Annotated in this window: 27 protein-coding genes, 1 tRNA gene and 1 other RNA gene; 4 read left to right on the top strand and 25 right to left on the bottom strand. The window is 48.3% G+C overall.

Going from position 1 to position 24,879, the window contains the following annotated elements; all coding sequences use genetic code 11:
* Positions 1–3 precede the first annotated feature (3 nt).
* The 21 genes from OSQ85_RS02520 to zapB form a co-directional block, all read right to left on the bottom strand.
* Entirely contained in the window at positions 4–669 is a 666-nt protein-coding gene (locus OSQ85_RS02520; RefSeq protein ID WP_265821097.1) for a flagellar brake protein, read from the bottom strand.
* Between the two features lie 132 nt (positions 670–801).
* The gene (gene pyrE / locus OSQ85_RS02525; RefSeq protein ID WP_265821098.1) at positions 802–1,380 is read right to left on the bottom strand and encodes an orotate phosphoribosyltransferase; all 579 of its coding nucleotides are present in this window, start codon (positions 1,378–1,380) and stop codon (positions 802–804) included.
* Positions 1,380–2,087, bottom strand: a complete 708-nt coding sequence (gene pyrF, locus OSQ85_RS02530) for an orotidine-5'-phosphate decarboxylase (RefSeq protein WP_265821099.1) — start codon at positions 2,085–2,087, stop codon at positions 1,380–1,382. Before pyrF ends, pyrE begins: the two co-directional genes overlap by 1 nt.
* 8 nt (positions 2,088–2,095) lie before the next feature.
* Positions 2,096–2,695 carry a CsgG/HfaB family protein gene (locus OSQ85_RS02535; protein ID WP_265821100.1) on the bottom strand — a complete coding sequence of 200 codons (600 nt, stop codon included), beginning with the start codon at positions 2,693–2,695 and terminating at the stop codon, positions 2,096–2,098.
* Positions 2,696–2,782: 87 nt separating this feature from the next.
* On the bottom strand, positions 2,783–3,100 hold the full coding sequence (locus tag OSQ85_RS02540; protein ID WP_265821101.1) for a hypothetical protein: 318 nt from the start codon (positions 3,098–3,100) through the stop codon (positions 2,783–2,785).
* Between the two features lie 262 nt (positions 3,101–3,362).
* Positions 3,363–4,145: an RnfABCDGE type electron transport complex subunit B gene (locus OSQ85_RS02545; RefSeq protein ID WP_265821102.1), complete on the bottom strand. Its 783-nt coding sequence runs from the start codon at positions 4,143–4,145 to the stop codon at positions 3,363–3,365.
* Positions 4,146–4,153: 8 nt separating this feature from the next.
* On the bottom strand, positions 4,154–4,732 hold the full coding sequence (rsxA, locus tag OSQ85_RS02550) for an electron transport complex subunit RsxA (protein WP_265821103.1): 579 nt from the start codon (positions 4,730–4,732) through the stop codon (positions 4,154–4,156).
* Positions 4,725–5,345 carry an electron transport complex subunit RsxE gene (gene rsxE / locus OSQ85_RS02555; protein ID WP_265821104.1) on the bottom strand — a complete coding sequence of 207 codons (621 nt, stop codon included), beginning with the start codon at positions 5,343–5,345 and terminating at the stop codon, positions 4,725–4,727. Before rsxE ends, rsxA begins: the two co-directional genes overlap by 8 nt.
* Positions 5,342–5,899, bottom strand: coding sequence for an RnfABCDGE type electron transport complex subunit G (locus tag OSQ85_RS02560; RefSeq protein ID WP_265821105.1), 558 nt, complete (start codon positions 5,897–5,899; stop codon positions 5,342–5,344). The genes rsxE and OSQ85_RS02560 overlap by 4 nt, the downstream gene beginning before the upstream one ends.
* Positions 5,896–6,888 (bottom strand): RnfABCDGE type electron transport complex subunit D, encoded by a 993-nt coding sequence (locus OSQ85_RS02565; RefSeq protein WP_265821106.1) that lies wholly within the window; start codon positions 6,886–6,888, stop codon positions 5,896–5,898. Before OSQ85_RS02565 ends, OSQ85_RS02560 begins: the two co-directional genes overlap by 4 nt.
* Entirely contained in the window at positions 6,881–8,191 is a 1,311-nt protein-coding gene (gene rsxC / locus OSQ85_RS02570; RefSeq protein ID WP_265821107.1) for an electron transport complex subunit RsxC, read from the bottom strand. The genes OSQ85_RS02565 and rsxC overlap by 8 nt, the downstream gene beginning before the upstream one ends.
* A gap of 4 nt (positions 8,192–8,195) precedes the next feature.
* Positions 8,196–8,642 (bottom strand): deoxycytidylate deaminase, encoded by a 447-nt coding sequence (locus OSQ85_RS02575; protein WP_265821108.1) that lies wholly within the window; start codon positions 8,640–8,642, stop codon positions 8,196–8,198.
* Positions 8,643–8,702: 60 nt separating this feature from the next.
* Complete coding sequence (gene rpiB / locus OSQ85_RS02580; protein WP_265821109.1) at positions 8,703–9,197, bottom strand: ribose 5-phosphate isomerase B; 495 nt, start codon at positions 9,195–9,197, stop codon at positions 8,703–8,705.
* Between the two features lie 99 nt (positions 9,198–9,296).
* Complete coding sequence (gene nadA, locus OSQ85_RS02585) at positions 9,297–10,205, bottom strand: quinolinate synthase NadA (protein WP_265821110.1); 909 nt, start codon at positions 10,203–10,205, stop codon at positions 9,297–9,299.
* Entirely contained in the window at positions 10,206–10,982 is a 777-nt protein-coding gene (locus OSQ85_RS02590; RefSeq protein ID WP_265821111.1) for a TIGR00282 family metallophosphoesterase, read from the bottom strand.
* Between the two features lie 9 nt (positions 10,983–10,991).
* Positions 10,992–12,551, bottom strand: a complete 1,560-nt coding sequence (gene rny / locus OSQ85_RS02595; RefSeq protein WP_265821112.1) for a ribonuclease Y — start codon at positions 12,549–12,551, stop codon at positions 10,992–10,994.
* Positions 12,548–13,087 (bottom strand): 5-formyltetrahydrofolate cyclo-ligase, encoded by a 540-nt coding sequence (locus OSQ85_RS02600; protein ID WP_265821113.1) that lies wholly within the window; start codon positions 13,085–13,087, stop codon positions 12,548–12,550. Before OSQ85_RS02600 ends, rny begins: the two co-directional genes overlap by 4 nt.
* Positions 13,080–14,297, bottom strand: a complete 1,218-nt coding sequence (locus OSQ85_RS02605; protein ID WP_265821114.1) for an AAA family ATPase — start codon at positions 14,295–14,297, stop codon at positions 13,080–13,082. Before OSQ85_RS02605 ends, OSQ85_RS02600 begins: the two co-directional genes overlap by 8 nt.
* Before the next feature lie 4 nt (positions 14,298–14,301).
* Positions 14,302–14,479, bottom strand: a non-coding RNA gene (gene ssrS / locus OSQ85_RS02610) — 6S RNA.
* Between the two features lies 1 nt (position 14,480).
* Entirely contained in the window at positions 14,481–14,756 is a 276-nt protein-coding gene (locus OSQ85_RS02615) for a cell division protein ZapA (RefSeq protein WP_265821115.1), read from the bottom strand.
* Positions 14,757–14,760: 4 nt separating this feature from the next.
* On the bottom strand, positions 14,761–14,955 hold the full coding sequence (gene zapB, locus OSQ85_RS02620) for a cell division protein ZapB (protein WP_265821116.1): 195 nt from the start codon (positions 14,953–14,955) through the stop codon (positions 14,761–14,763).
* Positions 14,956–15,250: 295 nt separating this feature from the next.
* Between zapB and OSQ85_RS02625 the strand changes: the two genes are divergently transcribed.
* Positions 15,251–16,486, top strand: coding sequence for an EAL and HDOD domain-containing protein (locus OSQ85_RS02625; protein ID WP_265821117.1), 1,236 nt, complete (start codon positions 15,251–15,253; stop codon positions 16,484–16,486).
* Positions 16,487–16,841: 355 nt separating this feature from the next.
* Here the strand turns inward: OSQ85_RS02625 and OSQ85_RS02630 are convergent.
* A tRNA-Arg gene (locus OSQ85_RS02630) sits at positions 16,842–16,915 on the bottom strand.
* 80 nt (positions 16,916–16,995) lie between these two features.
* On the bottom strand, positions 16,996–17,592 hold the full coding sequence (gene mobA, locus OSQ85_RS02635; protein ID WP_265821118.1) for a molybdenum cofactor guanylyltransferase: 597 nt from the start codon (positions 17,590–17,592) through the stop codon (positions 16,996–16,998).
* A gap of 73 nt (positions 17,593–17,665) precedes the next feature.
* On the opposite strand from mobA, the gene OSQ85_RS02640 reads away from it, so the two are divergent.
* The 3 genes from OSQ85_RS02640 to OSQ85_RS02650 all read left to right on the top strand — a co-directional run bounded on the left by OSQ85_RS02640 (position 17,666) and on the right by OSQ85_RS02650 (position 21,973).
* Entirely contained in the window at positions 17,666–18,955 is a 1,290-nt protein-coding gene (locus OSQ85_RS02640) for an ATP-binding protein (RefSeq protein ID WP_265821119.1), read from the top strand.
* Positions 18,956–18,961: 6 nt separating this feature from the next.
* Positions 18,962–20,269: a sigma-54-dependent transcriptional regulator gene (locus tag OSQ85_RS02645; RefSeq protein ID WP_265821120.1), complete on the top strand. Its 1,308-nt coding sequence runs from the start codon at positions 18,962–18,964 to the stop codon at positions 20,267–20,269.
* Between the two features lie 273 nt (positions 20,270–20,542).
* Positions 20,543–21,973, top strand: a complete 1,431-nt coding sequence (locus OSQ85_RS02650) for an aminotransferase-like domain-containing protein (protein ID WP_265821121.1) — start codon at positions 20,543–20,545, stop codon at positions 21,971–21,973.
* Positions 21,974–22,044: 71 nt separating this feature from the next.
* Here OSQ85_RS02650 and OSQ85_RS02655 read toward each other — a convergent pair whose 3' ends face one another.
* Positions 22,045–23,235, bottom strand: coding sequence for a rhodanese-like domain-containing protein (locus OSQ85_RS02655; RefSeq protein WP_265821122.1), 1,191 nt, complete (start codon positions 23,233–23,235; stop codon positions 22,045–22,047).
* Positions 23,236–23,661: 426 nt separating this feature from the next.
* On the bottom strand, positions 23,662–24,873 hold the full coding sequence (gene nrfD, locus OSQ85_RS02660) for an NrfD/PsrC family molybdoenzyme membrane anchor subunit (protein WP_265821123.1): 1,212 nt from the start codon (positions 24,871–24,873) through the stop codon (positions 23,662–23,664).
* Between the last annotated feature and the right edge of the window lie 6 nt (positions 24,874–24,879).

Here is a 24,879-nt window from a genome sequence, read left to right on the forward strand (position 1 = left end):
CACCTAGCCTATGAGTTTTCTCAGTTCGAGCTGTCTTTTAAAAACATATTTAATTACTTTATCTCTGTCAACAGTGTTCATTCCGAGGAACTTAAGCCCGGCCTCATATCTCTGGTCCTCATGAGCCACACTGCGCATTACAGCTGCTCTTGCAGATTTAAGTTCAGGAACCATATCACCGAAGTATATCTCAACTTCCTGCCCGTGTTCAAGCCTGTATCCGGCAGTAACCCTCATTCCGCCTCCTGATATATCCTGCACGTAAGCATCAAATACATCATCAACGGGATTGCCCCTGCCATCCTCATATGAAGCGAGGATTTTCACCTTGGCTCCTGTGTTTATCCTGAAAAACTCTCGCAGTTCCTTCCTGAAAACAACCGAGGGTTTCTCTAACTCAAGCATGGGGATCTGTTCCTTAAGCCTTGACAGCACCTTGGACTGAAAGCTGAAACGGCCGCCGTCGCCGACGTATGAAACATTTACACTGACCCCGACTGCCAAAGGCACAGGAAAACCTTTTTGGCTGGGCATGGTTATATATATACTTTTATTCTTAATATCCTCAATGCGGGAGTCAAACACGCCGGGATACTCCCCAAACTTTACGTCCAGAATAATTTTCTGATTTATTATCAGAAATTTGTCAACATTTGTATATTTTTCCACTGATACGTCACCGTCTATTTAAAACGAAACTGGTATGATTTATATTAGTCTATACGATTTATTTGTAAATTAAAAATATTAAGGAGGGGGAAGAGCCTCCTCCTTAATATATCGGTTTGTTTTTAAAAAAATTTAAGCCTTGAAGTTCCTGCTGCCGGGTTTTATGGCAGGAGTTCCCTGTCTGCACAGGGGACAGTCCGCAGGGTCGTATGTATGAACATCTATCTGGAGAAGCGAAATGAACGGAACATCAAACTGGGCTTCGCCGCTGCTTCTGTCAACAAGGCTCACAACAGCCTGAATATCCCCGCCGGCATCACGGACAGCCTTCATGCATTCTTTTGTGGATTTACCTGTGGTTACAACATCTTCTGCTATAACAACCTTTTCATTCGGCTTCATGACGAATCCCCTGCGGAACTGCACGACATCATCCACCCTTTCAGTGAAAAGAGAACGCTTCCTGAGCTGTCTGGCAAATTCATAACCGAAGCGTATGCCGCCTATGGCGGGGCTTACCACCGTGGTAAATTCCAGATGATAGGTCTGGAGCACGAGATCGTTAATGAGTCTTTCGGCTATTGCCGGATACTGCATGATCAGCGCGCACTGGAGATACTTGTCGCTGTGGAGGCCGGAGGAGAGCAGAAAATGCCCTTCAAGGAGTGCGTTGTGCTTGTTGAATACTTCCAGAATCTGTTCGTTTGTCATTATCTCATTTCCTCACTTATTCTGACTGCGGCAAGATACGGATCTTCCGCTTTGGTTATGGGTCTGCCGACCACAATATAGTCTGTACCTAGTTTTTTCGCATCAGCAGGGGTTACCACCCTTTTCTGATCGTCCGCAGAAGAATCAAGAGGTCTTATACCCGGTGTGACAGTTATGAAATCTGCCCCCAGAGCTGTTTTTATTATTCCGGTTTCCCTTGCGGAGGAGACAACTCCGTCAAGCCCCGCTTCCTGCACTGTTTTTGCCAGATGCAGAACATAATCAGCGGAACTGCTGAAACCTATATTGTATTTTTCGAGGTATTTTTCATCCAGACTGGTCAGGAGAGTTACAGCGATCACAAGAGGAGCCTTCACGCCTCTCCTGGCACATTCCTCTCTCATGGAATCAGCGGCGGTTTTCATCATCTCAACTCCGCCCTGCGCATGCACATTCACCATATCCACGCCGTATTTCAGGGAGGAGTGCATCGCACCTGCAACGGTATTCGGGATGTCATGAAACTTGAGATCAAGGAAGATGTTTTTGTTCTCACTCTTAAGAAACTCAAGCGCTTCCTGCCCGTGTGAAACAAAAAGCTCCAGCCCTACCTTATACCAGCTTACGGCGCTGCCTATCCTTCTGACTATCTCTTTAACTGGTTTAATATCGCTGTAGTCCAGCGCTGTAATAATCTCCGGTTTCACATAATCACCTACATCTTAATAATACGTCTGAATTTATTCTCTGTTTTCAGCGGTACGCACATGGTTTTTATTATGTCGGAAAGAAGCTCCTCCGGATGGGCGGCTTCCTTGCGGATCTTGTCCGGTTTGGAGCTTTTCAGAATCTCCGCCGACCAGACCACCTCGCCTGTTTCTATTCTGATGAGCTTTGCGGTGAGGTGGGCTTCGGAGTACACCCTTTCCCGCCCCTTAAAGTCCTGATTAAATGATATAAGCTTTCCTGTGAGGAGAGTGTCGGCTCCGATCTGCTGGAGTTTCTGGACTGTTTTATCATCCAGAGTGCCTATCTCGGAATTTTTAAACTGGTAACCCACCTCTTTCATAACCTTGTCCACATCTTTTCTGTCCACAACGGTGAAAAGCTCGGAGCCCACAAGCTCCGCAGTGAACCTGTCAGCTATGTTTGATGAGTCATACCTCAGACCGTTAACAACCGTAAAATCAAGCACGGCAACCCTGCTCATAATCGACGGGGAAAAGTTTTTTGAATAGTTGACTTTCTCAACATTGGTTTTTGCCCCGCATCCGAAAATGAACAAAGCAAGAGCAAGCAGAAGGATTTTTTTCATCCCCGTTCCTCCGAAAAAAAGGTTAAATAACGATGGTTAAAACGACTTATGATAGGTCAGCGGAAGGGGTTACGTCAAGGTACTTTTTTACTCTTTTTCCATAGTGAGGCGAATCAGTTTTTTCTTTAACTCATTCTTTTTTCTGGAGTTTTCGGAGCCGTCCTCAACTGCGCTCTCTAAAAGGTTTGTATTTTCAATAATGCGTTTTATTCTTTCGGCAAGGATTCTGCCCATGGTTCCGCCCGTACCGCCGGAGGAATCCTCTGCGTACTGCTCATTCGCGGTGATAATCATATCGCTCCTGAGATTGAAAAAAAGACTGCTGACCTTATAAAAATTACTGAGCCTGTTCAGAAGCGCAATCTTGTTTTCCAGAATGAGTTCCCTGTCTAAATATTCAGTCATATATAACGGCCGCCTCCGTGCATATCCGTAAAGAGCTAAGAGGATCATCGAAAAAAACAGCCGATACTTGAGGAAAAAAATGAAAAAGCCGCCGGAAGGCGGCTTGAGGCTGATTGCAAACGATAGTTTCTTTTTTCTGTCATTCTGAACGCAGTGAAGAATCTCTTATCAGACATGTTCGTGAGAATCTTCGCTTCCGATCAGAGCAACGCCGCATAAGTTTACTGTCACTGCGAACGAAGTGAAGCAGTCTCAAAGCGGTTTAAAACTTTTTTATCGCCTTCGTGGGGCAGACTTCCTCACACTTTCCGCAGTTTATGCAGATGTCAGGGTCTATCACGGCAAGGAAGTTCTCCACCTGGATAGCAGTCACAGGGCAGTTTTTAACGCAGAGTTTACAGCCTATGCAGCCCACAGAACAGGCTTTTTTAACGTCCCCGCCCTTGTCTTTTGACATGCAGGTAACTACAAACGGCTTGTCCTGCTCGATAATGGTTATTATGCTTCTGGGGCATGCCTTTACACACATACCGCAGGAGGTGCATTTTTCCTCTACTATAACCGGCAGACGGTTTTCGTCCATATACATGGCATCAAACCCGCAGGCCTTAACACAGCTTCCCTCACCCAGACATCCGTATGAGCAGAGTTTGTTTCCGCCCGAAAGCAGATTTACACTGTGACAGTCACGGGGGCCGTAGTAATCATATTTTTCAGGAGCTTCCGCCCGGCCGCCTTTGCAGCGGACTCTGGCGACCTTCCGCACACTTGAGCCAAGCTCAATCCCCAGAAGGGCGGCTATCTCCGCAGCACTTTCAGCGCCGAGAACCGGGCAGGAGTTCGGGGCGGACTTGCCCTTAACTATGGATTCAGCCAAAGCGCCGCAGCCGGGAAATCCGCAGCCGCCGCAGTTTGCCGCGGGGAGCAGGTTAACCACCTGCTCAATGCGGGGGTCTTTTTCAACGTGGAACTTCTTTGAAGCTATCATAAGCCCGAAACCGGCAACAAATCCGGTCGAAAGCATTGTCAGTATTGCTGATGTCATATCTTCACCTACTTAACCAGTCCGCTGAAGCCCATGAAGGCAAGCGCAAGGATTCCCGCCGTTATGAAGGCTATGGGCACTCCTTTGAACAGGTACGGAATGTCTGAGAGCTCTGTTCTCTCCCTGAGTCCGGCGAAAAGCACAAGAGCAAGCCCGAACCCCAGAGCGGAGCCGATGGTGAACACAAGCATTGTCACAAAGCCGAAGCCTGACTGTATGTTAATGATCGCAGCACCGAGAATTGCGCAGTTAGTTGTGATGAGCGGGAGGAAGATGCCGAGGCTCTTGTAGAGATCAGGCGAAGTCTTCTCTATAACCATCTCAACGAACTGCACCAGAGATGCGATCACCAGTATGAAAACTATTGTCTGGAGGTAGCCTATGCCGAATTTATCCAGCACTGTGTACTGTATAATCCATGTTATCACACCTGCCACTGCCATTACGAAGGTAACGGCAAGGCTCATGCCTATTGCAGTGTCTACCTGCCTTGAAACGCCGAAGAACGGGCATATTCCGAGGAAGCGGCTGAGAACGAAGTTGTTAACCAGTACCGCCCCGACAAATACCAGAGCAAGCTCAGCCATTTGTCACCGCCCTGCCCGCTTTCGCGCGCTTTCTTTCCTCTATCCAGTTGTTTCCGGCCAGTATGAAGCCGAGAACGATGAATGCGCCCGGAGGCAGAATCATCAGTATCGCCGGGCTGAACCCTTCGGGGAACAGACCGAGACCGAAGAAGGAGCCGTTGCCGAGAACCTCTCTCACCGCACCGAGGAGAAACAGGGCAAAAGTAAAGCCCAGTCCGGTTCCCACAGCATCAAGGAAGGAATCGCCCACGCCGTTTTTGGAGGCGAAGCTTTCCGCCCTGCCCAGAACCACGCAGTTAACAACTATCAAAGGAATGAAAAGCCCCAGAACCTTATGAAGGTCATGCACAAAGGCGTTCATCATCAGATCAACCACCGTAACAAAGCTGGCGATGATAACGATGAAAGCCGGAATACGCACCTTAGCGGGGATAACGCTTTTTATCATCGAAACAACCGAGTTTGAACCGATAAGGACTGCCGTTGTGGCAAGCCCCATGGCTATTCCGTTCACAGCGGAGGTTGTCACCGCGAGGGCAGGACAAAGCCCCAGAACCTGTTTGAGAACGGCGTTGTTCTTAAATATGCCGTCTGTAAGGCTGGAAAGTCTCATTTTTTCACCTCCGCAAGCGCTTTGTCCATAAAGGCGAGTCCCGCCGTAACAGCTTCGCAGACAGCGCGCGGTGAAATAGTCGCCCCGCTGAACTGCTCTATGTTGCCGCCGTCTTTCTTAACGGCGATGTTATCATTTTTACTGAGTCCCTTAAAGCTGTCCCTGAACTCCGGAAACTCTATCTTGTTGCCGAGTCCGGGGGTTTCAGCATGTTTCAGGATCTCAATGCCCGTGACCTTGCCTTCAAGATCCACACCCATCAGCACGACTATGTCGCCGCTGTAGCCCTTGGGCGAAACACTCTGCACTGCGTATGCCAGAAGCTCACCGCCCATTTTAGCCGGATAAAGCATTCTGCCGTCCACTTCCACTGCCTCTTTGTCAGGCTCATTGTCAAACTCAGGCAGAACAACAGTAAGCCCCTTGAGGAAGTCTTTCCTGTATTCCTCCGCTATGCGGTCCTTTGTGAAATCATAGACAAAGGCGAGTATGAGAGCGGAAATCCCTGCGATTACAGTGAGCACCACAACCATCATAACTGAGTTACGGTTCATGACTTCACCTCGCCGAAGCTTGCGGGACGCATGTAGTTATCTATGAGGGGCGTTACAGCGTTCATGATAAGGATTGAGAACGCCACACCCTCCGGATAACCGCCGAAAAGCCTTATCACAACAGTGAGAAGCCCGCAGCCGAAGCCGAAAAGCACCTGACCCTTAATGGTCATGGGGCAGGTTACGTAATCAGTGGCCATGAAGAAAGCGCCGAGCATAAGCCCGCCCGCCAGAAGGTGCTGAACTGGGTTGAGCGTTTTCTCAGGGGATATGAGCCAGTAAAGCCCTGTGAGTACAAAAACAGTTGCCAGATATGTAAAAGGTATATGCCATTTTATTATGCGCTTCCAGATGAGGAAAAGCCCGCCTATGAGAACAGCAATTGCGGAATCGCCGCCGAGACAGCCGCTGACTGTTCCGAGGAAAAGATCCGTAACATCCGCCATTCCGGTGGAGACTATGTGCCCGCTGCTTATGATCTCGGATTTTATCTGCCCCAGAGGAGTGGCAGTGCTTACGGCATCGAACATAAAACCGCTTTTCAGTGTGGAGGCCTCAATCCATGAGGTCATCTCAGCAGGCCATGCGATAAGCAGGAAGACCCTGCCCACAAGCGCCGGGTTGAACGGGTTCTGCCCCAGTCCGCCGAAAACCTGCTTGGAGATAACTATCGCCACAAAGCTGCCCGCAAGCACAAGCCACCAAGGCGGCGAGGGGGGCATGTTCATGGCAAGCAAAATTGCCGTGACCAGTGCGCTGTTGTCCCTCACTGTGACGGGGAGTTTGCGTATTTTAAGGAAAAGAGCCTCAAGCCCCAGACAGAATATAACCGTCAGAGCGTAGGTTTTAACCGCGTAAAAGCCGTATACATAAAAGGAAACAAGTATGCTGGGCACAAGCGCCAGCACCACCAGCATCATAACCTTGTCGGTTGTCAGCGGGTCTCTTGTATGGGGGGAAAAGGAAACCAGAAATTTATTGTCAGCCATTTTTCTGTGCCTCCCGTGCCTTAAGCACCTTCATAACCTCACGCTTGGATGTTTTGAATCCGCCCGCAAGGTTGCGTCTGGACGGACAGTCGTATGAACAGCAGCCGCATTCGATGCAGTTCATCACATGCCAGTCAGCAAGGGATTCATACATCTCTCTGATGACAAACCTGTCCATAACGGAAGGAATGAGCCCCATGGGGCAGACATCCACACAGCGGCCGCAGCGTATGCAGTTGCACTGTCTTAAATCCGGCAGGTCTTCACTGCGGAAAACCAGAATGCCGCTTGTTCCCTTCATCATGGGTACATCAAGGGTGGAAAGTGCAAAACCCATCATAGGCCCGCCCATAACCACCTTGCGGGGTTCGCCCAGAAAGCCGCCGCAGTATTCTATAATATCCTTGACGGGTGTACCGATGCGCACAAGGAGGTTCTTGGGCTCCTTCACGGCTCCGGTTACCGTAACCACTCTCTCTATAAGGGGTTTTCTGTTTGCAACCGCCTCAAAAACGGCAAGACAGGTTCCCACGTTATGTACAATTACACCCACCTCAAGGGGGAGCATGCCTTCGGGAACTGTCCTGTTGAGACAGGCTTTTATAAGCTGCTTCTCGCCGCCCTGCGGGTATTTCACCTCAAGGGGGATAAGCTCAAACTTATATGCCGAAACGAACTTGCCGAAAGCGGCAAGCGCATCGGGCTTGTTCTCTTCTATGCCTATGATAAGATTTTCGATATTGAGCGCTTTGCGGATTATGTCCGCGCCTTTGATTATCTCTTCCGTTTTCTCAAGCATAAGCCTGTGGTCACAGGTGAGGTAAGGCTCGCACTCAGCGCCGTTAAGCAGCAGCGTATCCACCTTCTTGGGCGGGCTGAGCTTCACGTTTGTGGGGAATGTCGCCCCGCCGAGGCCGACTATCCCTGCCCTCAGCACGGCATCCTGAAACTTCTCCGCAGCTTCCGCCGGGAGGATTTCATTCTGATCCCCTGAGGCCTCGATTATAACCCCTGCCGTCTTCCCTGTGACGGGATGAGGCAGATCCTGCAAAGCCACAACCTTTCCTGAAACGGGAGCATGGATATTCGCACTGATAAAGCCTGCGGCCTGTCCTATCAGCTCTCCCGCCTTCACTTCCTGATTTTTAGCCACCAGCGCCTTTGCCGGAGCCCCTATGTGCTGCGCGAGGGGAACCCCGTACAGCGCACCCTCTTTCACGGGCATAACCTCAATTGGTTTGCCCGACGTCGCACCCTTATTGTAGTCAGGGTGAACGCCTCCTCTGAATCCAAAAAACGGCATGAGCCTACCCTTTATTAAATTGTTCAACTATTATATTGGTTTCCGCCAGAATCTCGTCCGCAAGAGCGTCCTCGTAATAGAGTTCGTAAACTATGCGTACTATGCCGGCATTTATGATCATTTTGGTGCAGATTGAGCAGGGTTTGGTGTTGCAGTAGAGAGTGGCGCCCTTGATGGGCACACCGTGGTAAGCAGCCTGAAGTATTGCGTTCTGTTCGGCATGGAGCCCTCTACAAAGCTCATGCCTCTGTCCGGAGGGCACATTGAGTTTCTGCCGCAGACACCCGACAGCCTCGCAGTGGGTCACCCCCGCAGGGACTCCGTTATATCCGGTGGCAAGTATATGGTTATCTTTAACAAGGAGTGCTCCGACCTGCCGTCTCAGACAAGTGGAGCGCTGTTTGGCTATATTCGTGATTTCAATGAAGTACTGATCCCAGTTAGGCCTCAATACCCTGTTCCCGTAAGAAAAAACCCTCTGATGAAGCCTTTTCCCGACTTTTTGAGCATGTTATTTTTCCTCAGATAAATATTTCCGCCATCTTTCAGCAGCAAGAGCATCAAGCTTGTCTATGCGCTTCTGGTGTCTTCCGCCGTCAAAGGGTGTGGTGAGCCATAAATCAACCATGTCCACAGCACGTTCAAAGGTGATTATTCTGCCGCCGAGGGCAAGAACATTTGAGTCATTGTGCATTCTGGACATTTTTGCCGTGTATGTGTCCCAGCAGAGGGCAGCCCTTATGCCGGGTATTTTGTTTGCTGAAATTGAAATGCCTATGCCGGAGCCGCATATCACTATGGCTCCGTCCGCTTCGCCGTCCGCAACGGCTATGCCGGCCTTTGCGCCGAAGTCGGGGTAGTCAACGGAGGCTTCGTTATCTGTTCCTAAATCTAGAACATCCACACCGTATTTTAATATGTAATTTTTTAACTGTTCTTTAAGTTCAAATCCGCCGTGGTCACTGGCTATTGCTACTTTCTTAAAGACTGAAAGACGGCTGCACATATTATCTCCCGAACAAAGGTTCGCTATATTAGCACTTATGTTCTAAAATTCAACAATTTTCGGAACCGCTTCTGAAAATTGTCAGATTATTTTAAAATATTAGTAGTTTCTGGGTATATCAAGCATCTTCTGAATACAGCGGACACCCTTCTCCCTTATATCCTCCGGCACAGTTATTACATGCTGTTTGTAAAGCAGTGCCTCGTAAAGGCTTTTCAGTGTGGTTTTCTTCATATTCTTACAGATGAACCCGTCATAAGCGAAAATAAATTCCTTATCAGGGTTCTGCTTTTCAAGCAGGTAACGCACGCCCTCTTCCGTGGCGATAATGAAACGCTTGTTGGAACTCTCGCGGCAGTATGTGTATATACCCGATGTGGAGCAGACATGATCAGCAAGCTCCACCACAGAAGGCGGGTTCTCAGGGTGAGCCACAACAAGCGCATCGGGATATTTTTCCTTAAGCTGCCTGACTTCAAGCTCGGTTGTTCTGTTATGTATGGGACACCAGCCCTGCCAGAGAATCATCTTTTTATCGGTAAAGCGTGACACATAGTGACCTAAGTTACGGTCAGGCACGAAGATTATCTCATCAGCGTCCACATGCCTGATCACGTTGACCGCGTTGGCGGATGTACAGCAGATGTCGCTCTCTGCCTTAACATCGGCAGTTGTGTTCACGTAGCAGACAACGGCGGCTTTCGGGTGCTGCTTCTTGAACTCGCGGAGCTTATCCGCAGTTATCATGTCCGCCATGGGGCAGCCCGCATTTATCTCAGGCAGAAGAACGGTTTTCTGTGGTGAAAGCATGTACGCGGTCTCAGCCATGAAGTGAACCCCGCAGAAAACTATTGTGCTTTTGTCGGTCTGTGCCGCCTGTATACTTAAACCGAGGGAGTCCCCGGTGATGTCTGCAATTTCCTGAATTTCCGCAGGCTGATAGTTGTGAGCCAGAATAACAGCGTCCATTTCTGCGGCAAGGCGCTTGATCTCTTTTCTGTAGTCCATTTACTCCCCCGATATTTCTGATATTTTTGAATAACGGACAATTTTACCGAGCGAATCATACTCGAAAAACAGGGCATTAAACACCATTTTACCCGCTTTTTCAACCTCATATTTCCTCGGCACACCGCCCAGAAACCGCTCTATCGGCGCACCCGCACTCATCCCTATGACTGAGTCAAGCCCGCCGCACATGCCCACATCGGTAATATACAGAGTGCCGTTCGGCAGTACCCTGTCATCGTTTGTCTGTACGTGAGTGTGGGTTCCGAGCACAGCTCCGGCTCTGCCGTCAGTGTACAGCCCGAAGGCGTTCTTCTCACTGGTGGCTTCCGCATGGAAGTCCACAAGGACAAAGCTTCTGCTTATTTCAGGGTAGACTGAGTCAAATTTCCTGAAAGGGCAGTCGGAAAGGGGCATGAAGACTCTCCCCATGAGATTGAACAGGGTGAATCTTTCGCCGTTTTTTTCTATGGTTATGTGCCCTTTGCCGGGGGTTCCATCCGGGTAATTGGCAGGGCGGACGAGATTTTCCAGATTTCTGATGAAATTTTCGGATTCCTTCACATCGAACACATGGTTTCCGGTGCTCATGAGATCAACGCCGTATGAAAGGATGTCTTTATAGAGAGCCTCAGTGATACCGAAGCCGTTTGCGGCGTTCTCAACGTTTGCTATTACAATGTCAAGTCCGAGTTCCTCTCGGAGGCGGGGTACGGCGGAGCGAAGCAGGCTTCTGCCTGCTTTGCCCATTATATCGCCTATATGAAGTACTTTCATTTAACTGTGTTATTTAGCATATCCCACAGAGCGGGCTTCTCTGATTACAGTAACCCTGATCTGTCCGGGGTATGTGAGTTCTTCCTCTATCTTTTTTGATATGTCTTTGGAAAGAGTCACGAGCCTTTCATCGGTCACTTTGTCGGGCTCAACTATTATGCGAACTTCCCTTCCCGCCTGAATAGCATAGCATTTGCTGACACCGTCAAACGAGGAAGCGATTGTCTCAAGGTTTTCAAGCCTTTTAAGGTATGACTCAAGAACCTCTCTCCTCGCACCCGGTCTGGATGCGCTCATGGCATCCGCGGCCTGTACAAGGACAGATTCAACGCACTTGAACTCCTCTTCACCGTGGTGCGAGGCGATGGCGTTAAGCACTCGCCAGTCCTCTTTGTATTTCTTGGCGACTTCCAGACCGATTTCGGTGTGTGAGCCTTCGCTTTCGTAGTCTATGGCTTTTCCTATGTCGTGGAGAAGGCCTGCACGTTTGGCTATTTTCTCGTTCAGTCCGAGTTCGGCTGCCATTGTTCCGCAGATTTTCGCGACTTCTATGGAGTGTCCGAGAACGTTCTGACCGTAGCTGGTTCTGTATTTGAGCCTGCCGATAAGCCTTGAAATATCTTTGTGAACGCCGTGTATGCCCAGATCAAAGAGGGTCTGCTCGCCGACCTCAAGGACATGTTTCTCAAGCTCCTCACGGCATTTGTCGTGAAGCTCCTCTATCCTCGCCGGATGAATGCGGCCGTCGGTCACAAGCCTCTCAAGGGTCATTTTGGCGATCTCTCTTCTGAACGGATCATAAGATGAAAGAATAACCGCTTCAGGAGTGTCATCCACTATGATGTCAACTCCGGTAACACTTTCAAATGTGCGGATGTTTCTTCCTTCACGGCCTATGATTCTGCCTTTCATCTCATCGCTGGGAAGGCTGACAACAGAGACGGAAATCTCACCCACATATTCGGGGGCGCATCTCTGGATGGCTGTTGCGATAATGCTCTGGGCTTTTTTCTCGGCATCCATTTTGGTCTGCTCTTCGATTTCCCTGAGCTCACGCGCCGCATCTATTTTTGCATCCTCAACAAGTTCGGCGATAAGCATCTGCTTTGCTTCCTCCCTTGTCATGGCGGCTATCTTTTCGATTTCGGCTATCATTCTGTTGCGGATCTCTTCCGCTTCTTCACGGAGCCTGTCGAGAACCTTCTGTTTTTCTTCAGCTTCCTCGTATTTTTTAAGGAGCGCATCCTCTTTCTTGGTAAGCTGATCAAGCTTGCTGTCGATGGATTCTTCTTTGGTGATAAGCCTTTTTTCAAGGGCGGCTATCTCTTTTTTCTTTTCTCTTGATTCCCTTTCAACTTCCTGCTTGCCTTTATAGACATAATCCTTGGACTCAAGTTTGCCTTCCTTGATTATCTCATCGGCTTCCTTTCTTGCTCTGCTTAAAATATCTTCGGCTGTTTTGCTGTTTCTGATATTCTCATTATCATTCTTTCTTTTCTGATATAAAAGTCCCGCGAACATACCTACTAAAAGGCTCGCGAGGGCAAGTAACGCATGCAGACTGCTCATCTGCTCCTCCTGTATATGTAATTTTCAGTTATCAGCGCATCCAAGGGGAAATCATGCTCTTCCCTGTAAACCGTGCCGACAATCTGAAATCCGTAACCCAGACCGGCTTTGACCGAAAGCTTCAGTCCGGGCAGTAGTCTGTCGTAGTAGCCGCCTCCGTAGCCAAGCCTGTACAACCCGCTGTCAAAAGCAAGTCCCGGCACAGCAACCACGTCAAAATCTGTTCTGTCATCTATCACAATCGGTTCCCTGACTCCGTAGGGTCCCGCCTGTAATCCTCCGTCATAGGGTCCGGTAACCAGCCTGCCTTCTTTTAATGCGGGCAGGTAGACTTCCGTCCCTCCGTTCATTAATTGTAGCGCAAGATTTTCCGTTTTCACCTCGTTATTTATATCGGAGTACAAAAGTACCCTCTTTGCCGATTTATACTCGGCCAGAAATTTAAGGCATATGCTGCGCGAGGCCTCCTCCACAAAGGGAACAGCCAGCTGACAGCGTTTTTCCTTCATGAGCTTTCTGAGGGCGGCTTTATTCATATTTCTTTACGCCGTCCCAGAGCCTTTTAAGGCGTTCAGCAAATTTTGCCTCAAATCCCTGTTCGGAAGGATTGTAAAAATTAAGCGTTTCCTCCGCATAATCCTGCTTCACAAAACTTCCGTGATCAAACGGATAAACATATCCGCTGCCCCCGCTTCTAAGATGGTCAGGCACTTTGGGGTTGTGTGCCTGAAGGTAATTTTTTACTTTGTGCAGAGCCATATAGCTCCTGTTGCTCTTCGGGCAGGATGCAAGGTAAGTCACCGCCTGAGCGAAGATAATGTCCCCTTCGGGTCTGCCCACGTTTGTAAACGCCTGATAAGAGGCATTCGCAAATTCCAGCGCATCGGGATAGGCGTTGCCTATGTCCTCACTGGCGGAGATGAGCAGCCTTCTGAAAACAGTTTCCGGAGCCACTCCGCTTTCCATAAGCTTCATGCCCCAGAGAAGAGCCGCATCGGGGTCGCTGCCCCTTATGCTTTTTATCATGGCGGAAAGCAGGTCGTAATGCTCGTCCGTATCGTAGCTTCCGCCTGTGACGTAGTCTTCAATGCCCTGAAGACCCAGTGTGACGCTCCGCCCGCTGAAAACACCCTTTATAACGGAGAGTTCCAGCATGTTCAGAAAGCGTCTGCCGTCGCCGAGGCTGACACGTTTAAGCTTTGTCAGGCCTTCGTCATCGGCTGTCACTTCTTCAACCCCGTAGCTTTCTTTTATGTAGGAAACAGCCTTTTCATAAAGCTGATCCAGAGCCCTGTCCCCAAGAGGATTGAACTCAAACACAAAACTCCTTGAGCGGAGCGGCTGAGTGAGGTTGAAGTAAGGGTTCTCCGTGGAGGCTCCTATAAGCTTCGCATGCCTTCCGTCGATAACTTTCAGCAGGAGATCCTGCTGGGTTTTGTTAAACCTGTGAAGCTCATCGATGAAGACAATGGCCTCTCTGCCGTAGTGCTTCGTGGATTCGATTATGTTCTTTATGTCCGAGGAACCGGAAGTGGAGGCATGCAGCCTGAAGAAGGGTATAGCAAGGTATTCTCCCACCAGTTCCGCCGCGGTGGTTTTGCCGCAGCCCGGCGGGCCAATCAGGATCAGCGAGTCAAAGTTGCCTGACTTCACCAGCTTTAAAAAGAGCGCATCCCCTTTAAAAAGATGATCCTGCCCTACTATATCTTCAAGCCCTTTCGGGCGGAGTGCTTCCAGTATCCTCATAAAACCAACCCCCGCATGCGCCGTTTGTGGAAGAAACCTAGTAGCCCTTACAATAAGGGCGGGAGTATCACGGGCGCTTCAGGCTTCCTGCAAGCAGGCATGCACACTGCGCCCAGTATCAACCCCCAGGTTAAAATTGTTGGCTGCAGTTTTCTTCCATCTTACGAACGCCGCAGGGGATCTTTATATATCTATCTCGTTCAGCCGTTCGCTGAGCTTGTCCACTTTGGCCTCGGCTTCGGCCATAAGCTCTGAAAGCTCAACACTGTCAACGGCGACTTTTAAACCTGCCATAACAACGGCACGGTGAGTATTGACTATCTTGGAGGAACCGCTCGATTCCTGAAACTTGTCCTCCAGAAGCCCTGCTGCTTTTTTCAGCACCTCTTCGTGCTCAGTTCTCAGGGAGTAGTGCCCGCCTGCGACGGTTATGTGAACTTCCTTGCTTTCAGGACTCATTCTTTTACCCTATTTTAGCCAGAAGGCTCTCCACTTTTTCCCTGACCGTTTTCCTTTCCTCAATAAGGGCGGACATTTCCGCTTCCAGTTCCGAAGCCCTCTTTCTCAGGGCTTCGTTTTCGTTTTTCAGGTTTTCCCTGTCATCTATGAGACGTTCTATCTTACTGCTTAAAATATTCAGTTTCTCAAGTAATTCCATATCAAAATTATGTCAGAGAAGCACAAGTTTGTCAATCCTCAAGAGACAAGGGGCTGATTTGCGCAAACTGTTTTCACCTCTGCTCTTTCCTGTCCTGCTGCACGCAGGTTCCGGTTATACTGTTATGAGCATATCGGAAATATTAAAACATATGCTTTTATTTTATCTGAAACTAGTTACTTTATATGATATATTATCTAAGAAGCATTTACAAAGGTAATTTTCACTTGATATTTTTTATCCTTTTGAGTAGTCCGGTTAAAAACATATCACCGGAAAAGCGGAAAAGAGGTTTATGAGCGACAGAATTTTTGTCGGAAGACAGCCGATACTTGACAGCAACGGAAACATATATGCTTATGAAATACTTTTCCGTAACGCAGAGAAAAATATAGCGGAGATAGACGACAATCTGTCCGCAACTTCATCCGTCCTGCTGCACCTTTTGCAGAACTTCGGCATAGAAACCCTTCTGGGAGCGAAGAAAGGCTTTATCAATATTGATGAATCGGTGATTGATGAAGACATAATAGCCCTTCTTCCCGCTGATAAAACTGTCCTTGAAATACTGGAAACCACAAAAGTTACCGATGATTTGGTTGATAAAATAAAAGATTACGGCAAACAGAACTACAGCTTCGCACTGGATGACTTCATATTTACCGCAAGCCATGCGGAAACCTTCCGCCCGCTCTTCGGGGATGTGAGCTTCATCAAGGTTGATATACGCTCTGTCTCCAAGATGCAGATAATAAAGAACATGGACTCGCTGAAAGCGATGAACGTCCGTCTTCTGGCAGAAAAGGTTGAAACAAGGGACGAGTTTGAGTTCTGCAAAAAACTGGGGTTTGAATACTTTCAGGGGTATTACTTTGCAAAACCCCTTGTTGTATCTGCAAAAAAAGGGATAGACCCTTCAATGGCAGGAGTGATAAGCCTGATCAACATACTGAGAGATGACAACAGCACGATGGAATTTATAGCGCGGGAGATGAAAAACTATCCGGCAATAAACCTCAACCTGCTTAAATTCATAAATTCATCCGCATTCTTCCTGAAATCTGACATAACTTCTATAAAACATGCGGCGGCGCTTCTCGGCAGAAATAATCTTTCAAAATGGCTTACCCTTCTGCTGTATGCCTCAAAAGGCAATATGGACCCCTGCGAAAACCCTTTGATGCAGACCGCCCATGAGCGTGCGTCCACCATGGAGAAAATAGCCGAAAAATCATGCCGCGATCTCAAAGAGAAGGCATTTCTGACCGGTCTGCTCTCTCTTCTGGATGTGATTCTGGAGGCTCCTTTTGAAGCGTTTATTGATCAGTTCAACGTAAGCGCGGATATAAAGGAGGCTGTTATGGGTGCGGAAAACAGGCTGGGCAAGCTTCTGAAACTGGCGGTAATGCTTGAACGGAACGAAATTGACGAATCAATACCGCTTCTCAGAGAGTTCGGACTGACCCTTGCCGATGCTGCAGAGGTGCGCATGGAAAGCTTCGTAACCAAAGATAAAGGGCTGCTGGGGTAAGTTCGCAGTTCTGTAAAGAGTTACAATTATCGGAAGCCGTCTGAAATCCTGTGCAACGTTATAGACATAAGTAACATGTTACCTGTGTCACCGGCTGATTCTGTTACCATTCTCAACGTTGCACATAATTTTACCTTGTTCTCCGGTTTTCTATTACCGGGGTTTCTCCTTTCGGGACTGTTTTGCGTCATTGCAAACCCTGAAAGGGTGAAGCAATCTCTCAGTATATTTTAGAGACTGCCGCGTCGCGTCGCTCCTCGCAGTGACACGGTAACACATCATCCGGTCAGTTTGATGCACACGCTCGCAGAGGATATAACAAAAAAAGGCTTCCATAAAGGAAGCCTTTTTTCAACGCGCCCGAAGGGAGTCGAACCCCTAACCTACAGATTCGTAGTCTGCCACTCTATCCAATTGAGCTACGGGCGCAGCAAGGAAGATATACTTAATAAATTTTTGTCTGTTTTGCAAGGTAAAATTTTAAAAAACAAAAACTTTCTATCTACGGACTATTTGCCGCAAACGGTGTTGTTGAGAATCTCCATATCCTCCCTGCGGTTAATATTTGAGAATATGGAACCGTCAAAACCTATGGAGGAAAAGAAAGCATCGTCCAGATAACGCGTATTCAGCGCGGAGAGAGCATCCCTAAGGCGGTAGTTGCCTGTTTCAAACTGGTTTACAAAAACATCCAGACAGCTCGGTGAGTAAGCCGCGATGAGCGGGTGTATTTTTCCGAAGGCATCCGGCACTGCGGCATCATAACCGCTCAATGAACCGAGAACAGCCTTTGCCGCATCAGCAGGCACACCCGGTGCATCGGTGGAGATCACAAACACCGGCGCCCTGAAATGACGCAGAGCAGTGATAAGTCCCGCCAGCGGGCACTGCTGTTCGTAAATATCCTCCACATGCTCCACAGAACCGCTGAGAACATTAAGGTACTTTGTAACGTCTTTAGAGATGACGGAAACATTGAACCCTTCACGGACAAACTTTTCGGATATATACTCAATAAGAGGTTTTCCGCGGAAGAGAGCCAGAGCCTTATCGGAGCCGAAGCGCCTGCTCTGCCCCCCCGCAAGGAGAGCTACGTTCAAAAGCATTGTAAAAAGAGATAGCACTTCTCTTTAAACATGGCAACTGATATATTGAGCATATCTAACAACAAGGTGACTGATGGAACAAAATAAAAACGGATTCGCCGAAAAGCTCAAGCTGGTGCTTATCGCAGTGATACTGCTTAACCTGATACACGCGGTAATCCATATAAAATCCTACACGAGAAACATAGAGACATACAAACACCACATAATAGACATGGGTATGAACTCTCTGAAATCGCTGGAAGGCGGAAGGCGGGCGTTCATGGTTTCCAGATATGCCGGAATGGACAGGCTGATACGCTTTGTTGAGGAACTCAGCACACAGAATTCAGTGCTGAATATGGTTATTTTCGATGAAGACGGCAAAATAATAGTCAACCCCTCCCCTGCCCACACGCCGCCTTACATGGGGGAGATAAGCGGGTACTCCATTGTTGAGAGCGGTGAAACAATAACAATTTATACATCATTCAAGACATTCAGCAATCCTAACCACGGGCACATGATGGAGCGAAGATCCGGACAGAGGATGATGGGGGAACCGCCCAATCCCGAAAACCTACAGGATATAACAGTTGCTCTTGTTATGGATTCCTCCGCTGTTGCCCTCGCAAAAAGACAGATGTACACAGGGCTTGTTCAGATAGGGATTATACTTGTTTTCCTCATAGTTGCATATGTGCTGGTAATACGCTTCATCAGGCTGCACCTGCTCCAGATTGAACGGTTCAAAAAGGTTGAACAGGAAGCAGAGATGGGCAAAATGTCCCACATCCTCGCCCATGAAATAAGAAACCCGCTGAGCTCAATCTCCGGTCTTATAAGCTTTGCCGCAAAAAAGGAGCAGAGCCCCGACATAAAAGACATTCTGGCTCACACAACAGACGAAATAAACAGGCTGAACACCATAGTAAACGACTTCCTCACTTTCGGCAAAGAGCTCAAGGCGGACATGCAGAATATTTCCGTCGGCGCGCTGGCGGATAAGACGATTAACCTTCTTTCCGCTGATTTTAAAAGCAAATCAGTCCGCATAGCGATCAACGGCGAGGATGCCCTGATAAAGGCTGATGCAGACAAAATGCTTCAGGTGCTGTTCAACCTGCTTCTTAATGCCCTGCAAGCATCGCCGGAGCATGGAACAGTGGAGATAGACTACAGCGAGAAAGGAATCACAGTGAAAAACGATGTGGCCGGAGAAGCACCAGAGAAAAACAGGCTCTTTGAACCATTTTATACCACAAAGGCAAAAGGTTCGGGGCTGGGGCTCGCGGTGGTGAAAAGGATATGCGCCCTCCACGGGTTTCAGGCGGACGTTAAAAGCACAAACCCTTTTATTATAGAAATAAAATTCGGCAGGTAACTAGAAATGGCTGGCAGAATACTTATTGTTGATGACGAATCCAACCACAGACTGATGATTAAGCTTCACCTTGAAGACAACGGATATAAAACCGAGGAAGCAGCTAACGGAGCTGAGGCTCTTATTAAGCTTGATGATTTTGAGCCTGATGCAATCCTCCTCGACATGAAGATGGATATAATGGACGGCCTTACCTTTCTCACCCATGTGAGCAGAAGGGGGCTGACTGTGCCTGTCATAGTGATAACCGCATTCTCCAGCGTTAAAACCGCTGTGGAGGCCATGAAACTCGGCGCTGCGGATTATCTCACCAAACCTGTGGATATAGACCACATGCTTGAAACAGTGGCAAAAACACTGATTGAGAAAACTGTTATACCCCCCCTTGAATACGCTGAGGAGTACAGCTTTGAAGGTGTTTACTCCGCAGACGGACTGGGGAAAATCATAGAACAGCTTAAGATGGTGGCTCCTCTGAATGCAACTGTTCTGATCCTCGGAGAATCTGGCACGGGGAAAGAGCTTATTGCCCGCTCAATACACGCCAACTCCCCCCGGAAGAATAAGCCGTTCGTAGCAGTGAACTGCGCCGCACTGAATGAAAACCTCATAGAAAGCGAGCTCTTCGGCCACATGAAAGGCGCATTCACCGGAGCATCCGCAAACAAAGAGGGACGTTTTGAGCTGGCGGACGGAGGCACAATATTTCTGGATGAGATAGGCGAGCTTCCCCCGCAGGTGCAGGCAAAGCTGCTCCGTGTACTTCAGGACAGAACATTTGAGCGTGTTGGCGGAATCCGCACACTGACCACGGATGCGCGCATTGTGGCGGCTACAAACAAGGATCTGAAAACACTTTCGGAAAGAGGGGAATACAGGGAGGATCTGTATTTCAGGCTGTCGGTGTTCCCTGTGAATCTCCCTCCGCTCAGGGAAAGAAATCAGGAGATTGAGCCTTTGGTGAACTTTTTTATATCAAAATACGCCCAGAGGTTCGGGAAACTGATCAAGGGAGCGGAAAAAAGCTATATTGATAAGCTGAAAAAATATCCTTTTCCCGGCAACATAAGGGAGCTTGAAAACATAGTGGAAAGAAGCGTTATTCTCTCAAAATCAGAAAGGCTTACCCCTGACACCCTGCCGCCGCTTGAAAACAGAAACGGCTGCGGTTCGCTGGACATGCGGGACAACGAAAAGGATCTTATAATCAAGGCGCTGGAAAAAACAGGCGGAAACAAAACAAAGGCGGCTGAGGTTCTGGGAATTTCGCGCAGAACACTCCACAGCAAAATAAACGAATTCGGCATTAAATAATGCCTGTATCTGTTACACCTGTTCCGGGTGTAACAGTTGCTTTAAGCTTATTTTACTGGAGAATGCCCATCAGGCAGAGAAAACCGAGCACAGCCAGACTGAAAGCGAATATGCCAAGCCTTACTTCATTATGTTCGTTGCGCACTTTATAGTTACTGTTCATATCATTCCTCCGGATAATCATTGACTCTTTCTGCTTATTATAATACTACTTTCCTGATACAATAACAGATGCAGATAACAGAAATTTCAGGTATAACAGATGGGTGATATATGACGGCTGATGACGGAAAATTCCTTTACGAAGAGATACAGGAACTGATCCTTGAAATGGTGAAAACAGGCAAACTGCAATCAGGAGGAAAGATTCCCTCCCTGCGGGAAACAGCACAGAAGCTGAAAACCAGCGTCACCACCGTCATGAAAGCTTATATGGAGCTTGAGCGCAAGGGCTTCATAGAATCACGCCCGAAATCAGGCTACTTTCTGGTAAACACTCAGATGCGCAGACTTCCTCAGCCGGAGGCCACAAGCCCCTCCCCCGTGCCCAACCCTGTCAGCAAGTTTGACCTTGTCATGCAGCTTTACTACACCATGGGGAAGACCAGCAAAATCTCATTCGCAGTAGCAGAACCATCCTCCAAGCTTCTGCCCACTGACGAACTGGCGAAGATGATGAAAAAAGCCATGGCACAGACACCCAACCATTCATCATACGAAACAATAGGCGGCCTGCCAGAGCTCAAAAACCAGATAGCCTACCACATGCTCTCCAGCGGAATCACCATGCCAACGGACAAAATGATCATCACCTCCGGCGGTTCGGAGGCGATTTACCTTGCCCTCAAAATACTCACAAAGCCGGGGGACAGCGTTATTGTGGAATCACCCTGCTATTTCGGATATACAAACATTCTCCACGCCCTTGGGATATACGCCCTTGAGCTCCCTACCCACCCTGTAACAGGGATAGACAAGGAAGCGCTCCGCCGTGCCCTGATGCGGGATGATGTGAAGGCGGCGATAATTCAGCCTAACTTCAACAACCCCCTCGGCTGCCTTATTCCTGAAAGCGACAGGCAGGAGATAACAGATATGTTCCGAAAAAGCGGCGCAGTTATAATAGAGGACGACATATACGGCGACCTGCCCCACGAGGGAGAGCGCCCCTCCACACTGTACCAGCATGACAGGGAATCTGTTATATACGTCTCCTCCTTCTCAAAAACAATTGCCCCCGGATACAGGGTTGCGTGGATGTGCTCCGAAAAATACCTCACCCCTATGTTCAAGTACAAAGCCTCCACCACAGTGGACACAGTGCGCCCCACCCAGCTTGCGCTGGCGGAGTATCTGGCATCCGGTAAATACACACGCCACCTCAAGAAATTCAGAGGCACATGCTCATCACTTGTGGCCTCATTCACCAACGCCATTTCCAAATATTTCCCCGAAGGAACCAGAATCACCCGCCCGAAGGGAGGGTTCATCCTCTGGCTGGAGCTTCCCGAAACAGCAGATACTCTTGCCATATACCAGCGCGCCTCGCACGAAGGCATAGGCTTCGCACCGGGGACGGTTTTCTCATCGCAGGATAAGTATAACAACTGCATGCGCATTAACTGCGCCGTGGTGTGGAATGATGAAACGGAGATGTATCTGAAACGTCTGGGTGAACTCTGCCACAAGGCGCTTAAGGGATAAAAAAAACAGCCCGGAGAAATTCCGGGCTGCCTTTTTTGAAGAAAGATTATGAAAAAGTGTAATTGCTTATGTTATTCAACTATGCACTGAGCATTGCTGAATTTCACGTGAGCGTCAAGGAAGTGGAGTCTTTCCTTCTGAGCAAACTTGCAGTCCTCTATGAGGCCGAAATACATTTCGCCCGCTCTGCCGCCTGAGGCGCAGTGGAAAATCAGATCCCCTTCTTTCGGAAGAAGAGAAGTGACAGCCTCGCAGCCTTCTTTGTACATTTTGTTCACGTCAATGTTTATTGCGCCTTCAATGTGGCCGTTCTGGAATTCAGCGGGAGTCCTTACATCAACAATAATGATATTAGCAGGTCTGGAAGGAACAAGTGTTTTGAAGTAATCCTTGTCAACAGAGCCGGGTTCAGCGCCCTGCTTGATTCCTGTTGCGGGAGCAGCAGCGGCAGCGGCTTTAGGAGCGGCAGCAGTCATTGTTCCGCCCATTTTTTCCCATTCGGGAAGGCCGCCCGCGTATATAAGCGGTTTTTTATAGCCGAGCTTCATAGCCTCTTCTGCAACAACGTGCGATTTAACGCATTCGTAACCGCCGCAGTAAACAACGAATGTCTCGTTTTTGTCAGCGGGAAGAAGGTGTTTGAACTGCTCAAACTTGTTGTCCGGAACATTTACGGAACCGGGGATTGTGCTTTTTTCAAAAACTCTTTCGGGACGGGCATCAACGAAAAGCGCTTTGCCTTCGGCCTGAAGTTTTTTTGCTGTTTCAAAGCCTATTTCGATAGCCTGACCTTTTTTTGTCCAGTCGGGCATGCCGTCAAGATAGATTTTTATGTTAGTGTAGCCTTTGTCTTTGAGCATTTTAGCGTCATCAAGACTTTTTATGCAGTCCACACCGCCGCAGTAAGTGATTATGTATGTGTCTTTTGTCACTTTCTTTTCAGCGAGAACAGGGAAAAACTGCTCAAATTTGTTGTCAGGGATGTTGACTGAGCCGGGGATGTGACCCTGATCAAATGTACGCTCAGGTCTGGCATCCACAAGAACGCCTCTTGAAGCGTTGAACATGCCGTCGCCGACAACTTTTTTAACTTCGTCAAATTTGACCATTTCGAAACCGGATTCGGCTATCTGCTCCGCAACAGACTTAGCCTTCACTGCCTCGGCGGGGGCTGCTGCCTCCTTCGTTGCCGTTCCGCAGCCAACAGCAAAAAGAGCCATGCTGAGCACGGCAGTCATGAGAATTCTGCTTAACATACGCATTAAAAAATACCTCCATCGGGGTTAATTAAAATTTATAACTCTGCCTGCCCCTTCACTCTTCCGCTTGATGAATACACGGGAACAGGTCTTTGTTATCAAAGGCTGCATCTGCATTTTTCGTAAAAGTTAAACTAATAAATTATCAACAAACAACTAATTTATTATACTCATTTTTACGAAATTTACAATTTTAAAATCAAATAATGAATACAATTTAACCAATAAGCATTCTAACTATTTGAAATTAAAAAAGCAAATTACCAAGTAATTAGCTATGATATATATCCATAGATAAAATCTATAGTACTGACAAATATTTATCTATACACCTGTATATAGCAATTAATAAATATCTGCCATCCTCCATAAGCAGTATTGCCCGCACAGCCCCTTTTTTCAGTGAGCCGTGCGGGCAGTTTTCAATCTCTAATGGTGGCTCTCCGTCTCAAGATTCAGGAACTTCTCCGCTGAGAAATACAGCAGGAAAAACACACCGAAGCCGAACATATAAACAAGCCATTCAAGTGCCGAAGGGCTGTACATAGCAAGTCCGAGCGCATCGGTAACTACTCCTGAACCGGGGAAGCCTTCCCTCATAGGAGGAAGCTGACCCGCAACCACAAAGTCAAACCTTGTGAAAAACAGGCCGATGAGGAAAATGAATCCGGCAAGGCTCAGCTTTTTCACGCTGCCTTTAGCAGTCACTATGAGCGCGAGGGGCAGAACAACCGCCAGAAGCATTTCGCCTATCCAGAAGTTGAACGCTAAAGGCCCGGAAACAAGTGCCATGACAGACATATAAGCGTCCCCCGGCTCAGTGAATATTGATGAAAGCATCTTCCACAGGTAAAGGAACATCATCACCCCTATTCCGCCGCCCATGAGCTTGCCGAGGGAGAGCATAGAGGGTTTGAGTTCTTCGGGAAGGCTGCCTTTATAAACTATATTGTGCACGAGGATAAGCAGTGCTGCCCCGGCTGTTACCCCTGAAACCACAAGGAAAGTGGAGAAGTATATGCCGTGATACCAGTCCCTGGCGTTAAGCGAACCGAAGACATAGCCAAGGTTGCTGGTCGCAAGCACACCCACAAGAAGAGCAAGAAAGCCCGCAACAGCAGCAAGCTTATGATCGCTTTCTGTCTGGTTCGGTTTGAATATCAGGTAAAGCTCAAAGGCGAGTATCACAAGCTCAATACCGTAGAACATACCCATCCAGAAGATGGGAGCCTTGAAGTTCGGGCTTATCATCATGTAAACCATTCTCAGCGGGTTGCCTATCTCCATAAGGATCTGCGTGAAGCCCGCAAGGAGAACAATTGTAGCCAGAACAACTATCCTTTTGCTTATCTTCGCATATTTTTCATATCCGAAAGCATGCCCCAGACCGCCTATAAAAGCTATCCCGGTGGAGATGATAACAAAATAGGCATATGAGGAGATCAGAAGCCCCCACGGAACCTGTCTGGTTACGCCGTAGGATTCATGGTGTCCTTTTACGAACACTGTAACAACCGCAACCGCCCCCACAGCGCAAAGTATAAGGCCGAGGACTATGAAAGGCATGGCGGGAATGTCCTTATTATTAACTATAAGGGACTTCAAAAAAGATTTTCCGTGGTTTTCCGTATGTGCTGCCATCAGAAC

The sequence above is a fragment of the Geovibrio ferrireducens genome (assembly GCF_026226615.1).
Classification (GTDB): domain Bacteria; phylum Chrysiogenota; class Deferribacteres; order Deferribacterales; family Geovibrionaceae; genus Geovibrio; species Geovibrio ferrireducens.

What these genes read in the sequence shown, in the direction of transcription:
- mobA (WP_265821118.1), bottom strand. Translation starts at nt 17,592, where the DNA reads ATGCTTTTGAACGTAGCTCTCCTTGCGGGGGGGCAGAGCAGGCGCTTC.
- OSQ85_RS02600 (WP_265821113.1), bottom strand. Translation starts at nt 13,087, where the DNA reads ATGAATAAAGCCGCCCTCAGAAAGCTCATGAAGGAAAAACGCTGTCAG.
- nadA (WP_265821110.1), bottom strand. Translation starts at nt 10,205, where the DNA reads ATGGACTACAGAAAAGAGATCAAGCGCCTTGCCGCAGAAATGGACGCT.
- zapB (WP_265821116.1), bottom strand. Translation starts at nt 14,955, where the DNA reads ATGGAATTACTTGAGAAACTGAATATTTTAAGCAGTAAGATAGAACGT.
- OSQ85_RS02535 (WP_265821100.1), bottom strand. Translation starts at nt 2,695, where the DNA reads ATGAAAAAAATCCTTCTGCTTGCTCTTGCTTTGTTCATTTTCGGATGC.
- OSQ85_RS02650 (WP_265821121.1), top strand. Translation starts at nt 20,543, where the DNA reads ATGACGGCTGATGACGGAAAATTCCTTTACGAAGAGATACAGGAACTG.
- OSQ85_RS02645 (WP_265821120.1), top strand. Translation starts at nt 18,962, where the DNA reads ATGGCTGGCAGAATACTTATTGTTGATGACGAATCCAACCACAGACTG.
- OSQ85_RS02655 (WP_265821122.1), bottom strand. Translation starts at nt 23,235, where the DNA reads ATGCGTATGTTAAGCAGAATTCTCATGACTGCCGTGCTCAGCATGGCT.
- OSQ85_RS02540 (WP_265821101.1), bottom strand. Translation starts at nt 3,100, where the DNA reads ATGACTGAATATTTAGACAGGGAACTCATTCTGGAAAACAAGATTGCG.
- OSQ85_RS02605 (WP_265821114.1), bottom strand. Translation starts at nt 14,297, where the DNA reads ATGAGGATACTGGAAGCACTCCGCCCGAAAGGGCTTGAAGATATAGTA.
- OSQ85_RS02625 (WP_265821117.1), top strand. Translation starts at nt 15,251, where the DNA reads ATGAGCGACAGAATTTTTGTCGGAAGACAGCCGATACTTGACAGCAAC.
- OSQ85_RS02545 (WP_265821102.1), bottom strand. Translation starts at nt 4,145, where the DNA reads ATGACATCAGCAATACTGACAATGCTTTCGACCGGATTTGTTGCCGGT.
- OSQ85_RS02640 (WP_265821119.1), top strand. Translation starts at nt 17,666, where the DNA reads ATGGAACAAAATAAAAACGGATTCGCCGAAAAGCTCAAGCTGGTGCTT.
- nrfD (WP_265821123.1), bottom strand. Translation starts at nt 24,873, where the DNA reads ATGGCAGCACATACGGAAAACCACGGAAAATCTTTTTTGAAGTCCCTT.
- OSQ85_RS02590 (WP_265821111.1), bottom strand. Translation starts at nt 10,982, where the DNA reads ATGAAAGTACTTCATATAGGCGATATAATGGGCAAAGCAGGCAGAAGC.
- OSQ85_RS02560 (WP_265821105.1), bottom strand. Translation starts at nt 5,899, where the DNA reads ATGAACCGTAACTCAGTTATGATGGTTGTGGTGCTCACTGTAATCGCA.
- rsxE (WP_265821104.1), bottom strand. Translation starts at nt 5,345, where the DNA reads ATGAGACTTTCCAGCCTTACAGACGGCATATTTAAGAACAACGCCGTT.
- rpiB (WP_265821109.1), bottom strand. Translation starts at nt 9,197, where the DNA reads ATGTGCAGCCGTCTTTCAGTCTTTAAGAAAGTAGCAATAGCCAGTGAC.
- OSQ85_RS02565 (WP_265821106.1), bottom strand. Translation starts at nt 6,888, where the DNA reads ATGGCTGACAATAAATTTCTGGTTTCCTTTTCCCCCCATACAAGAGAC.
- rsxA (WP_265821103.1), bottom strand. Translation starts at nt 4,732, where the DNA reads ATGGCTGAGCTTGCTCTGGTATTTGTCGGGGCGGTACTGGTTAACAAC.
- OSQ85_RS02615 (WP_265821115.1), bottom strand. Translation starts at nt 14,756, where the DNA reads ATGAGTCCTGAAAGCAAGGAAGTTCACATAACCGTCGCAGGCGGGCAC.
- rsxC (WP_265821107.1), bottom strand. Translation starts at nt 8,191, where the DNA reads ATGCCGTTTTTTGGATTCAGAGGAGGCGTTCACCCTGACTACAATAAG.
- pyrE (WP_265821098.1), bottom strand. Translation starts at nt 1,380, where the DNA reads ATGACAAACGAACAGATTCTGGAAGTATTCAACAAGCACAACGCACTC.
- rny (WP_265821112.1), bottom strand. Translation starts at nt 12,551, where the DNA reads ATGAGCAGTCTGCATGCGTTACTTGCCCTCGCGAGCCTTTTAGTAGGT.